Here is a 13017-nt window from a genome sequence, read left to right as displayed (position 1 = left end):
GTGCTTTGTTTTTAAAATCAATGCAAAGGAATAGCTTTCATATTAAGATGAAATTAAAGCAGTGTTACAAAAATGTTACAATACATATTTCGTTGAAGTTTTCTTTCGCTTAATATTATTGTATGTTTTTCAGCAATTTACACATTAAGAAACCGATTTTTTATTTGTAACAATAATGTAATGTATTTGACAAAACACTGTAATCTGGTCGCAGTTTCTTTGCACCATGAAAAATCAAACGAAACTAAATTTAAAAATAAAAAATGAAAATTAAAGTTACTCTAAAAAGTTTGGTAATTGTTTTGGGTCTTATTTGCTCAACAGTTGCTTTCGCTCAAGAAGAAAAAGTGGATTCACTTAATGTCCTTGATCAACGCATTACATCAGTTGAAGATGTTTTACTTCAATTGAAGAAACTGAAATTCAGCGGGTACATTCAATCTCAATGGCAGTCTTCTCAACTTGACTCTCTTGGAAACAAATCAAATGACATGAAGAATGGTATTTCAAAAAACTTCCCGGAAGTTGGTACAGGCAGTTATAACCGTTTTGGAGTACGTCGTGGTCGTTTAAAAGCTACTTACGAAGATTTCGGTTGCCAGGCAGTAATAGAATTTGATATTTCTGAAAGCGGATTGAAAACTAAAGATCTTTATTTGAATATACTTGATCCATGGGTGAATACTTTCGCTATTAAAGGTGGGGTTTTTGATCGTCCGTTCGGATACGAAGTTGCTTATTCTTCTTCTAAACTTGAATCACCTGAACGTAGCCGTATTACTCAAATGTTATTCCCGGATGAAAAAGATCTTGGTACAATGTTGACTATCCAAGCTCCAAAAACATCTCCATGGAATGTGTTGAAATTAGAAGCAGGATTGCTTTCAGGTAATGCTATTAGTAAAGATTACAAGAGCAAGAAAGACTTTGCAGCTCACTTAACTTATAACAAGGCTGAAGCTAACATGAAATATGGTTTTGGTGTTTCTATGTACTCAGGATACGTTCTTCAAACTAATGCCAATGTTTATACAATGTCAAACGGAGCATTTGTTCTTAATAACACAGCTTCAAATCTTAGTTCATTTGCTGATCGTTCATATTTTGGAGTAGATGGTCAGTTTAGCATTGCTTCAGACCTGGGTCTTAGCTCTATCCGTGCAGAATTCATACAAGGAAAGCAACCGGGTGCTGCAGGAAGTTCGGCAAGTCTTAATGGTTTTGATCCTACTGCATCTGGTGTAGCTTATGATACATATATTCGTAAATTCCAGGGAGGTTATGTTAACTTCGTTCAGGATATAGCCGGAACAAAACACTCTATCGTGGTTAAATACGATTGGTACGATCCTAACACAGATATTTCAGGACGTCAAGTAAGTGTTGCTAATAAGGCAGGTAAAGCAGATATAGCTTATTCTACATTAGGTCTGGGTTATTTGTATCGATTGAATAATAATGTTCGTTTAATGGCTTATTATGATATTGTTTCTAATGAAAAAACAAGCTTAAAAGGTTTTATAAATGATGCAAAAGACAATTTGGTAACAGTTCGTCTTCAATATAAATTCTAATAAAAAAAGTTACAGGTAAATACTTACAAGTGACAAATAAAAAATAAAACAACAGAAAATGAAAAAACTTATTTTATCAGTTATGATGGTTTGCGCAATTGCTCCATCGTTTTACGCTCAGAAAGTTAAAGGTAGTGACACGGTTTTACCTTTAGCACAGAAAGAAGCAGAACAGTTTATGAAAAAAACCGGTAAATCGGTTACAGTGATTGGTGGTGGTAGTGGTGTCGGAATCTCTGCGCTTATCGAAGGAACTACTGACATAGCGATGGCCTCACGTGCTATGAAATTCGATGAAAAAGTGAAGTATCAGGATGGTGGAAAAACTCTTGCAACTAAGATCATTGCTTACGATGCATTAGCAGTAGTGGTAAATCCTTCAAACGGAGTTTCTAAATTGACACGTGCTCAACTCGAAGGTATATTTACAGGTAAAATCACTAACTGGAAACAAGTAGGTGGTGAAGATTTGAAAATTGTTCCTTACTCACGCGAAACAAGTTCAGGTACATACGAATTCTTCAAAGAACACGTATTGTTGAACAAAAACTATATGAGCTCAATCCTAAGTATGCCTGCTACCGGAGCTATTATCCAATCGGTTAGCCAAACAAAAGGTGCAATTGGTTATGTAGGATTGGCTTATTTAAACAAAACAGTGAAGGCACTTCACGTTTCATTTGATGGTAAAAACTTTGTTGAACCATCATTGGCAAATGCAGTGAATAAAACATATCCGATTGTACGTCCATTGTATTTCTACTATGACAAGAAAAGCGAAGCTAAATTTTCTCCTTTTGTAGGTTTCATACTATCTGCCGAAGGACAAAAAATAGTAGAAAAAGTAGGTTATGTTCCATTGAAAATGTAATTTACATTTAAGTATTGGTCACTAAAAAGTGCTGTTGGAATTAGTTCTAACAGCACTTCTTGTTTTAAGTTGTAGTTTAACAGCAATTTAATGTCGCTGTTGTAACACTGCAATATTACAGCAGTTACTTTGCAAATAAAAAAAGACCTTATGTACAATCAAAAATTTTATCCTACAATTGTTATCTCCGACGTGCACCTCGGAACAGAACATTCTAAAACCGCTGAACTGGCGGAATTTCTACGCACGGTAAATTGTGATACTCTTATTCTTAACGGCGATATTATTGATGGATGGCATCTGCAAAAAGGCGGAAAAGGAAAGTGGAAGAAAGAACATACCGACTTCTTCAAAATTATCATGAAAATGATGGAGAACCACAATACTAAGGTAATCTATGTTCGTGGTAATCATGATGATTTCATTGACTATATTGCACCGCTGTCATTTGCCAACATCAATATCGTGAAAGATTATATGCACGTGAAAAACGGCAAACGCTATTATGTGGTACATGGCGATATATTTGATAATGTTACCTCTAAAATGGTGTGGTTGGCCAAACTTGGCGATGTTGGCTATACATTATTGTTATGGCTTAACCGAATTTACAATAAAAATCGGGCTAAAAGAGGATTACCATATTTCTCACTTTCGCAGAGTATTAAGCAGAAAGTGAAATCCGCTGTCTCCTATATTTCCAATTATGAAAATGAGCTTGTTTCACTTGCAAGATCACGACATGCAGATGGTATTATTTGCGGACACATTCACCAACCAGCCGACAGAATGATCGATGGTATTCACTACCTGAACTCCGGTGATTGGGTGGAAAGTATGTCGGCACTGTTGGAACATGAAGATGGAACATGGGAGGTTTATATGCATACCGATGCCACCAAAGAGCAACCAAAACAAGCTATGGAAGTCATTGAATTTCCTGCCGGATCAAAGAATCCAATGAAAGTAGCTTTCTCAAATAATTTCTTTAATCCGTTTTTTTAATGTGTGGTTTCAATCAGAGACGCCAAAAAGAAAAGCAATAATATGAAATACTTGTTTGTAGTGCAAGGTGAGGGCAGAGGCCATTTTACTCAAGCTTTAAGTTTAAAATCGATGCTTGAAAAAAATGGTCATGAAGTGGTGGCTGTGTTGGTTGGTTGTAGTGCCAAACGCACATTGCCCGACTTTTTTACCAGAAAGATTGAGAATGAAGTTATACAGTTTCAGAGTCCGAATTTTCTGCCCACACCTAAAGGTAAGCAGTCACCATTAATTATAAGTATTCTTTATAATGTATTACTGTTGCCGGTTTATATCAGTAGCTTGTTGACAATTCGGCGTGCAATAAAAACTTATGAACCCGATGTGGTTGTCAATTTCTACGAACTGATGTGTGGTGCAACTTATGGAATTTTTAATCCAAAGCCACCCATGATAAACGTGGCTCATCAGTATTATTTTCTAACTCCCGATTTTCGGTACACGGGCGAAAATAAGAAACAATTTAGATTGTTGAACTTTTACTCGCGCCTTACGGCTCTGAATGCGTATAAAATATTAGCATTGTCATTCCGCAGAGAAAATAGCTTATATTATGGCAATATAACTATTGTGCCACCGCTTCTTCGTGAAGAAGTGCTTCGGAAAGAAATTACAAGCGGCGATTATATTCACGGATATATGCTCAACAGTGGCTATGCGAAGGAACTCGCTGCATGGAGTACTGAAAATCCTGACCAGCCGCTTCATTTCTTTTGGGATAAGAAGAATGTACAAAAGACTGAAAGTCTCACTCCTGCGTTAACTATGCATCAACTAAGTGATATACTTTTTCTGGAAAAAATGGCCGGTTGTAAGGCTTATGCCACTACAGGCGGTTTCGAATCGGTGTGTGAAGCGATGTACATGCAAAAACCGGTATTAATGGTGCCTACCCATATTGAGCAAGAATGTAATGTGATTGATGCCATTAGTTCAGGTGCGGGCGTGGCGGCCAATGAATTTGATCTGGATTTACTGCTTGGTTTTGTGCCGCAATACACCAGAAGTCAGGAATTCAGATCCTGGACACAAAATGCAGAATCATTTTTTCTATTCGAACTTACCCGACTTGAATACGAAGAATCAAATATATTTGCGACGCTTTAGTAATTGTCTTTAATTTGTGTAACCTAACCTTTTCTTTCATTGTAAGAAGCTGTCTTCATCTGCCGGAGACGGCTTTTTTATTTTTGCTAGTCTGAAAGTGAAATCTATACTGCATTATAGACTGAACCCGCTGCTTCCTGTACATACTGTAAGTTGTCCCGACTGAATGTTTTTTGTACTTTTGTGGCTTTTAAAAACGAACTTGCTTTTTGGTAATAAAAAATAAGGTAGAGGAGCTTAAATTAGTTCTATCATAACGTGTCAAAATTTTAAACAGAATTAAAAATTTAGTAATGAATGTACCTGCTTGGTTGAAAAAAATTATCTCACATCCTTTTTTCAAAAGTTCAAAAACACATATCTTTTTGTGGCTACTGATTTTGCCAGTGCTTGCAATGTTCAAGGATGGGAATAATTTCATGATCTTTCGGGGAGTATTTTGGCATACTATTCATAAATTACCACTTTATGTAGCATATCCTGCCGAGTATGATGATTTAAATCATTATGGAGTTTTTTTTAGTACTATCATTGCGCCTTTTTCGCTACCGCCTGTTTGGCAGGGAATGTTCTTATGGCTTGTGGCATTGAGTGCAATTCTATATTTTGCAGTAAAAAAACTGCCTGGAGCAAATACTTTATTTATTTATTGGTTTTGTGCCAACGAGTTACTGACAGCTCTTTATATGCAACAATTCAACATTGCAATAGCAGCCTGTATACTGTTTTCGTTTCTGTTTATAGAAAAAGAAAAAGATAGTTGGGCAGCTTTTTTCATAATGTTGGGAGTATTTGTAAAACTGTATAGTATAGTTGGTTTGGCATTTTTCTTTTTTTCGAAACACAAAACCAAATTTATCGGTAGTTTGCTGATGTGGTCTGTTGTATTTTTTGTTTTGCCAATGCTGATCTCATCTCCGTCATACGTGTTGGGGCAATATGTGGACTGGCTTCGTGTGTTGTCTGAAAAAAACGACTCCAATATGTTTGCGATTCATCAAAACGTTTCGCTGTTGGGGATGATACGGAAAATATCAGGAATAGCTACTTACTCCGATTCTTATATTATTGCTGTTGGCATGGTGCTTTTTGCTCTTCCATATTTACGTATTAAGCAATATGCTAACCTCTCATTTCGGTATTTTATACTGGCATCAGTTTTGCTTTTTGTCGTTCTGTTCAGTACCGGTAGTGAGTCTAGTGGTTATATTACCCCTTTGATAGGAGTGGCTATCTGGTATACAGCTGCACCCTGGAAACGTGGTAAATGGGATTTGGCTCTTCTCATCTTTGTGTTTGTGATTACCAGCCTGTCACCGACAGATATTTTTCCCCACATTATACGGAAGACTTTGATAAAACCATATGCGCTGAAAGCTTTACCCTGTACGTTGGTGTGGCTTAAACTGTGCTATGAGCTTTGTACCCGCGATTTTTCGGCAAGGCAGTTAAGCTCTGTGAGTGAAGCGAAAGTAACTCTTGAATCTACACCGTTTTTAGCCAGATTTTTAACGGGATTTATTCGCTGAGTTAATGAAAAGTACATGTAGGCTTGTGGCTCTGATTAAAAGTGTATAAAGTACGCTTAAATCTTGGAAGTTTAATTGGAATAGGGTAATTTTGCTCCCCATTTAATGTCGTTCTTAATGAATTCAATAAAATTTTTCTACCAAAACAAAAAATACTTTGCTTCTGCTTTTCTTTACTCCTGTTTTAGTCTGATTTTCAGCACATGGGTTACTTATATTCCACAAGTAGCCGAAAAGCTAGGAATTTCAGAAGGAAGAATAGGTAAAGCAATATTTTTTTCAGCTCTGGGTGCCTTTGTCATGATTCGTATCTGTAGGCATTTTGTTGATAAAGTAGGAGTAGGGCGATACGCATTTTTTGCATTGATTGCTTACATAGTTGCTTTTTACGGTCCCTTTCTTGCCGGAAGTTACACAGCTTTGTGCGTTAGTTTGTTTCTGTTCGGAATGGCAGGCTCATCTTTTGCTATATCGCTAAATTCATTAACTGCCACCATTGAAAAGCAAGATAAGATTTATATAATGTCAAGAAGCCATGCTTTTTGGAGTATCGGGGGCATGTTAGGTGCTGCTACAGGTAGTTTTTTTGCTGTCCTTTTGCACAATCCGATTTTGCATATATCCATTCTCGTTGCAATTATCCTGATTATTCATTTGAGATTCAAATCATTCTATTATAATCGTAAAGGCGAAGTTGTAGAGCAGGAAAAGCGACACAAGACTAACTTAAAACCATTATACGCAATAGCTGTTATCGGGCTTGTGACGATGGTCTCCGAAGGAGCAATTGCGGACTGGAGCGCTTTATATATGAAAAAAATTATCTTTCTGGACATGCAATATGTTGGCCTGGCATACGCAGCTTTTTCATTTGCAATGATGATTGGGCGTTTTACCGGTGATTCTTTAAGCCAGAAGTTCGGCTCCTGGAGATTGATAACATATTCAATTCTGACGGGAATAGTCGGATTTTTGCTCGTGTTAATTCTTAATCCGATTGTTTCCATTTTTGGTTTTTTTGTTGTAGGTCTTGGCTTCTCGGTGGTTGTGCCGGAAGTATACAGATTGGCCTCACAGGTGGAGGGAATACAGACTGCCGATGGGGTATCATTTATTGCAGCTACTTCTAATATTGGTTTTCTTGTTGGTCCCGTGATGTTAGGCTTTGTGGCTGATTTCAGGTCTCTGCATTTGAGCTTTATACTGCTTACAGTGTTTGTTAGTTTTGCTTTTTTTATTGCTTTTACTAAAAATCGCCGATTTAAAAAGTACTCGCTATCCGAAGCGGAGTAATTACATTTAAAAATGAAGTTAATTCTCTTGTTTATAACGATTAAGTAGCAATAAAAACGACAAAAATATATTCATGTAGAAAATAATACGTATATTCGCCTAGTGATTCTTTGTTTGGAAAGTATTAATGAATATTTACTCAAATGAAAAAGGTCGTAGATGAAAGTATTAAGCGAAAAACAGAATGCAGCAACGATTTCTGTTGCTTGAAAGACGGGAAATCTTCCTGCCTGAATGTGAAAATCGACAGATTTTTATCTGGAGACACTCTATTTGTAAATTGTCATGATGAATCTTGCGAATACAGAATGATTTTTGGTAACTCTGTTATTTGTAAATGTCCCACCCGACTGGAGATTTTTAGAAAGTATAATCTCTAAGGCTAAAAAATGAATTATTACTGATGACAAGAAATTAAAAGTATACGCAAATCGTTTCAACGCTTGTTTTAACACGAAAAGAGACAAAGTTCCAACAGAGCTTTGTCTCTTTTCTTTGTATTACAGTTTTTAATCTTACTGTTATCATTTTATGGGTCTTCCCAATACACCCAATTGTACCGTATCCAGTCAAATCAGACTTAGCCATTCGTCCCTGTTTTTAGCCACTCATCCCTGCTGATAGTCTTTCTGTCACATAGTTTCACAATACATCCCAGTTCTTTTCCGGTCTAATTTCTTTCATATACGTTTGCAGCATGAAAATTTTAATGCAACAACAAATGAAGAAGATGTTTCTATTTTTATTACTCTTTTATGTGGGAGTATTGAGCTGTTTTGCTCAACAGTTTAAGGTGGAAGGGAAGGTGCTTAATGAACAATCTAGACCGCTGTCCAATGCCAATGTTTTTATAAAAGGAACCATTGATGGTGCTTCTACCGACTCGTTAGGGAACTTTAGTTTTACTACCAATAAACAGAGTGAAATGACCTTGTGTGTTCGAATGCTTGGCTATGCCGAATTCAATACACAAATCTCGGATAAAAAATCAACATCACTGGTACTGAATATGAAGCCGGATAACATTACATTGGATAATGTAGTGGTTTCTGCAGGTAACTTCAGGGTAAAAGGGAATAGCCAGTTTGGAAAAATGTCTGCTGTTGATATTGTCACTACAGCCGGATCTACTGGGGACTTGTATCATTCGTTGCGGACGCTGCCGGGCGCACAAATGGTTGGTGAAAGCGGTAAGTTGTTTATTCGGGGAGGCGATAGTAATGAATCCCAAACGTACATTGATGAAATGCACGTACTCTCACCTTATACAGCCACCAGCGATAATATGCCGGTTCGCGGTCGTTATTCACCTTTTATGTTTGAAGGAATCAACTTTTCAACCGGTGCCAGCTCATCAGAATATGCTCAGGGGCTTTCGAGTGTGTTAGCGCTCAATACCAAAGATGTTAGTCCGATCACCAAAATTGGAGTAAACGCCTCTTCAGTTGGGTTTAGCGGAGGTGGAACCCGCGCATTCGAAAAAGGATCGGTTTCTTTGAATCTCGATTATCAAAACCTCAAGCCATATTATTCCATTGTACCTAACACATATGACTGGGTAAAACCATATCAGCTTTTCTCAGGAAGTGGACAAATTCGGTTCAATCCAAATCAGACTACTGTTTTCAAAACCTTTGTAGGATACGATAAAACTTCTTTTATTCAGCATATAGCTTCATCAATGAACCAACCTACAAGAAATTTAGCGTTCGACGATGATAATTTTTATCTGAATTCTACTTTTCAGAAAACCACGGAATCGGGTTATAAGATTTTTGCCGGTGCCGCATTTTCTCTCAAAAATCAGCATGTAGATGATGCGCTACTTGCAACCGATTCGTATCGAAACAAGGAATGGGAAATTCATTTAAAAACTAAAGTGAGCAAACGTTTTACAGATTTTCTCCGATTGAACTTTGGCATCGAAAATTTCTTCCGACATAACGATATTGCTTATTTTTATGCTTCAACCGTTCATACGGACTCAATAAATCATTCAATCAGTGCATTATTTGCATCCGCCATTTTCAACATTAATTCCAATCTCTATGCGGAGTTATCGGACAGAGTGGAATATACAAGCATCAATAGTATGTGGAGGTCAAATCCGCGTTTGTCTCTAACTTATAATATGAATGGAGTTCACTTTTCGGGAGTTGTGGGTCAGTATACCCAACTTCCGGACAATAAATTTTTGCTGACAAATAGTAATTTACGTACCGAGAATTGTATGCAATATGTAGGTGGTGTTTACTACGAAACAAAAAATAAAGTTTATAGAGCTGAAACTTATTATAAAAAATACAATGATCTTGTACTGCAACAATCAACTGCACTCACGTCGGACGGATATGGTTATAGTAAAGGGCTGGATTTGTTCTTTAATGACAGGGCACTGTTCAAGGGTTTTGAATATATGCTTGCCTATTCTTTCAATCTGTCTAAAAGGAAGTACCTGGACTATACCGAGCTATCAACCCCTCAATATGCTACTATTCACAATGCTACTGTTTCGATAAAGTATAATATACCTGCATTGAAAAGTATTTTGGGCGTGACCAATAGATTCGCCAGTGGCAGACCATACCATGATCCGTCAAAAAGCGGTGTTATGAATTCGACTACCGGATTTTATAATAGTGTGGATCTGAGTCTTACCTATCTGGTGAGTCAGAAGGTGATTATTTATACTTCTGCAACCAATCTGCTTGGACGACAAAATACCTATAATTACAATTTTGCTAATGATGCAACTAATCCGGATAGGTATGTGAAAACGCCAGTGACCGACCCCAGTAAACATTTCTTCTACATAGGAATATTTATCACTCTCAGTGGAAAAACAGCTTACGATGTTTCAAATTTCTAAATTATTAATATTTAAAATCCAATTAAAATGAAATCAATTAAATGTTTTTTGACCAGCTTATTATTATTGTTCTCGATTGTTCTTTCTGCACAGGATTTTGCGCCTGTGGTTCAAAATGTAAACAAGGCACAGCGTGTTTCTGACTATATTCAAGTCAGGAGCCAACTTGAAAGGTTCTTGTTAGCTCAGCCTCAGTTGTCACTTGCAACTTATTATCTGGCTTATGTGGATATTCAGTTATCTTTGGTTACTCCGGATGTTGACAAAAAAACTAAATATCTTGCCGAAGCCGAAACTTATTTGAATAAATTTTCTGAATTGAAAGATATTGATAAATCGGAGTTTTTTACATTGAAAGGATTGAGACTTTATGCGCTTATGGCTCTTGATCCTCAAATCAATGGACCGAAGTACTCGGGAGAAATAGTCAGTGCGTACGCAACAGCGTTGGCAATAAACCCGAATAATCCCAGAGCTATTATTCTGTCTGCTTTATTTAAAAATGACATGGCAAAGTATCTCCAACAAACGTACGATAACTTTCCGAAAGACATAGAGAAAGCTTCAGCTCTGTTTGCAGCGCAGGATTCAATGTTGCTGACACCTACATGGGGAAAAAGTTGGGTAGTTTTTGCATTGAGTAAAAAATAAAGTCATTCTTTTGCCGATATCAATTTAAGCTCCGATTAGTAGCCACCCTAGCAGCGATGTTATAATAAGGTTACAAATCGGGACTTATTTTATCGTGTTTTGCTATATAAATGGCTCTTTTGCCTATACTTGCGCAAAATTTTAATGACCGAGTGGTTATTGTTGTTATATTTGTTTTTCAGGTTTCTGTAAGTTTTTCTTTGTGATGATATAATGAAAAAAATCTCCATTAAAACAGCAAAATTGCGATTCCTGACATTGAAAAGCTCAAAACCCAAACGAATTTATTTTATCATTTAGCTTTGACCCGAATTATGAACATGATTATTCAAAACTACAACCTGTTGGTTAATGATTATCAGTTAATTGAAGATAGTCTGACAGAAGCTGATATTCAGAAGAAAAGAGAAATTTTATCCAGCATCTTTTCTATACTTGCTTCCTGTCAAATTAAGCCTGCTCAGGTAAAGAATGCCGTACTCGCGCATAAATTATTAGAAAAAACAAAGTGTATTCAGGCTCAGATAGTAAAGCTACAAAGTGTGGAAAGCTCGTTAGAGGCGAAAGAATATCTTGACATTCTCGTTAAACGGAAACTGAAATTAGAGGAAAAGTTGCATAAATTCAGTAAAAGGAAAAAGCTTAAGTTTCCTGCAATAAAAAAGAAGGAAATAGACAAGGACAAGATATATAGAAAATTTGATAAATACTTCTACAAAATTATTGAGCGTTTGTCGATAGAGAGTATCGAGGATGCAGAGGATATATTAAGCGTTCAGGTGAAATTCAATAAGTTTCAAACTATTGTGGATGTTTTGTCGTACATTGATAATATTGATAGATCCAAGCTTGTGAAGTTGAGGCTTTATCAGGAAGCTTTCGAAGAAATACTTTATTTCGAAGCATTGATTCAGAATATGAAAAAATTCTACAAAAAAGAAAAGCTTACAGAAGAGAATGTTACTGAAACTCTTGAGCTCAATCAAAATATATTAATCGAAAGATTAGATAGTCAGAAAGAGGAATTAATAGCAGATTGCAGAGCTGTCATTCTTCTGAAATAATATGATTAAAACAACCCCGTCAAGCTGATTCTAATCTGCTTAACGGGGTTTGTTGAGTCGTTTATGATTGATTATCTTCCAATTCTGAACTCTGGTTAACCAGATTTTTATCTTTCCATTTCATGTAAAGCATGTGTATAATCCCATCGCTCAATCCGATTGTTGGTACGATTATGCTACCGGCACCTACGCCCTTTGCCACATCAGTATAAATGTCTGCTGCCAGCGTTATCACGTCCGCCCTGTCTGGTTTTAATTTGAAAGTGGCTTTGCGCTCATCTACTGTAAGAGCTTTCAGTTGGGTGTTTAATTCTTCCAGTTTTACGAGGGAGAGCTTGTTGTTTTTGCGAACTTTGGCCAGAGTGTTTAATTTTATGATGTTTCCGCCTGAGCCTATAATATCATTGAATTTATACAAGACTTTTAGTTCCGATAGATCGGCGTTTAATCTCTCGTACTCTTCACTTTTTACTTTATTATTGAGCAGTCTAACCGTCCCGATATCGTAGGATTTAGATTCAATCAGTTCTCCTTTTGTTATCACACTTATCTCGGTGCTACCTCCGCCCACGTCTACATATATGTAATTCAACTCTTTATTTAAGCTGTCTGCAAAATGACTTTCGTAAATAATCGCGGCTTCTTCTTGCCCCGATATAATTTCTATTTTTATATTTGTCTCTTTATTGATTTCTTTGACTAATTCTTTAGTATTTTTTGCATCTCGCATTGCTGCGGTGGCACAGGCTCTGTAATCTTCAATATCGTAGATCTTTATCAATTGTTTGAAGGCTTTCATGAGTCTTACTAATTGCTTGGCTTTATCATTACTTATTTTCCCTGTGACGAATGACTCCTGACCTAGACGCAGCGGAACGCGAACCATTAATACTTTCGTAAATGTTTCTGTCGAATCTCCGGGCTCTATGCTTTTTATCAAAAGGCGAACAGCGTTAGAACCTATGTCTATGGCTGCAAATTGGATACTACTCATATTTATCTATTATTGGTTGTT

General features: G+C 36.7%; 10 protein-coding genes. 9 read left to right on the top strand and 1 reads right to left on the bottom strand.

Going from position 1 to position 13017, the window contains the following annotated elements; genetic code table 11:
* Window positions 1-263: 263 nt before the first annotated feature.
* The 9 genes from PALPR_RS08810 (at window position 264) to PALPR_RS08770 (ending at window position 12002) form a co-directional block, all read left to right on the top strand.
* Entirely contained in the window at window positions 264-1574 is a 1311-nt protein-coding gene (locus PALPR_RS08810) for a porin family protein (RefSeq protein WP_013445271.1), read from the top strand.
* A 58-nt stretch (window positions 1575-1632) separates the two neighbouring features.
* Entirely contained in the window at window positions 1633-2445 is an 813-nt protein-coding gene (locus tag PALPR_RS08805) for a phosphate ABC transporter substrate-binding protein (RefSeq protein WP_013445270.1), read from the top strand.
* Between the two features lie 150 nt (window positions 2446-2595).
* The gene (locus PALPR_RS08800; protein WP_013445269.1) at window positions 2596-3450 is read left to right on the top strand and encodes a UDP-2,3-diacylglucosamine diphosphatase; all 855 of its coding nucleotides are present in this window, start codon (window positions 2596-2598) and stop codon (window positions 3448-3450) included.
* Between the two features lie 42 nt (window positions 3451-3492).
* Complete coding sequence (locus PALPR_RS08795) at window positions 3493-4596, top strand: glycosyltransferase family protein (protein WP_013445268.1); 1104 nt, start codon at window positions 3493-3495, stop codon at window positions 4594-4596.
* 293 nt (window positions 4597-4889) lie between these two features.
* Window positions 4890-6125: a glycosyltransferase family 87 protein gene (locus PALPR_RS08790; protein ID WP_013445267.1), complete on the top strand. Its 1236-nt coding sequence runs from the start codon at window positions 4890-4892 to the stop codon at window positions 6123-6125.
* 117 nt (window positions 6126-6242) lie between these two features.
* On the top strand, window positions 6243-7418 hold the full coding sequence (locus PALPR_RS08785) for an MFS transporter (protein WP_013445266.1): 1176 nt from the start codon (window positions 6243-6245) through the stop codon (window positions 7416-7418).
* A gap of 721 nt (window positions 7419-8139) precedes the next feature.
* Window positions 8140-10287, top strand: a complete 2148-nt coding sequence (locus PALPR_RS08780; RefSeq protein WP_013445264.1) for a TonB-dependent receptor — start codon at window positions 8140-8142, stop codon at window positions 10285-10287.
* Between the two features lie 27 nt (window positions 10288-10314).
* On the top strand, window positions 10315-10938 hold the full coding sequence (locus PALPR_RS15390) for a hypothetical protein (RefSeq protein WP_013445263.1): 624 nt from the start codon (window positions 10315-10317) through the stop codon (window positions 10936-10938).
* 314 nt (window positions 10939-11252) lie between these two features.
* Window positions 11253-12002, top strand: coding sequence for a hypothetical protein (locus PALPR_RS08770; protein ID WP_013445262.1), 750 nt, complete (start codon window positions 11253-11255; stop codon window positions 12000-12002).
* A gap of 61 nt (window positions 12003-12063) precedes the next feature.
* On the opposite strand, the gene PALPR_RS08765 is transcribed toward PALPR_RS08770, so the two are convergent.
* Entirely contained in the window at window positions 12064-12996 is a 933-nt protein-coding gene (locus tag PALPR_RS08765; RefSeq protein WP_013445261.1) for a Ppx/GppA phosphatase family protein, read from the bottom strand.
* Window positions 12997-13017: the final 21 nt, after the last annotated feature.

It is taken from the genome of Paludibacter propionicigenes WB4, from assembly GCF_000183135.1.
In the GTDB taxonomy this organism is placed as follows: domain Bacteria; phylum Bacteroidota; class Bacteroidia; order Bacteroidales; family Paludibacteraceae; genus Paludibacter; species Paludibacter propionicigenes.
Note: the sequence above shows the minus strand (reverse complement) of the source record. Positions and strands in the feature narration are given on the sequence as shown.

Coding starts and splice junctions, on each gene's coding strand:
- PALPR_RS08800 (WP_013445269.1), top strand. CDS start 2,596: ATGTACAATCAAAAATTTTATCCTACAATTGTTATCTCCGACGTGCAC.
- PALPR_RS08770 (WP_013445262.1), top strand. CDS start 11,253: ATGAACATGATTATTCAAAACTACAACCTGTTGGTTAATGATTATCAG.
- PALPR_RS08780 (WP_013445264.1), top strand. CDS start 8,140: ATGAAGAAGATGTTTCTATTTTTATTACTCTTTTATGTGGGAGTATTG.
- PALPR_RS08795 (WP_013445268.1), top strand. CDS start 3,493: ATGAAATACTTGTTTGTAGTGCAAGGTGAGGGCAGAGGCCATTTTACT.
- PALPR_RS15390 (WP_013445263.1), top strand. CDS start 10,315: ATGAAATCAATTAAATGTTTTTTGACCAGCTTATTATTATTGTTCTCG.
- PALPR_RS08805 (WP_013445270.1), top strand. CDS start 1,633: ATGAAAAAACTTATTTTATCAGTTATGATGGTTTGCGCAATTGCTCCA.
- PALPR_RS08785 (WP_013445266.1), top strand. CDS start 6,243: ATGAATTCAATAAAATTTTTCTACCAAAACAAAAAATACTTTGCTTCT.
- PALPR_RS08790 (WP_013445267.1), top strand. CDS start 4,890: ATGAATGTACCTGCTTGGTTGAAAAAAATTATCTCACATCCTTTTTTC.
- PALPR_RS08810 (WP_013445271.1), top strand. CDS start 264: ATGAAAATTAAAGTTACTCTAAAAAGTTTGGTAATTGTTTTGGGTCTT.
- PALPR_RS08765 (WP_013445261.1), bottom strand. CDS start 12,996: ATGAGTAGTATCCAATTTGCAGCCATAGACATAGGTTCTAACGCTGTT.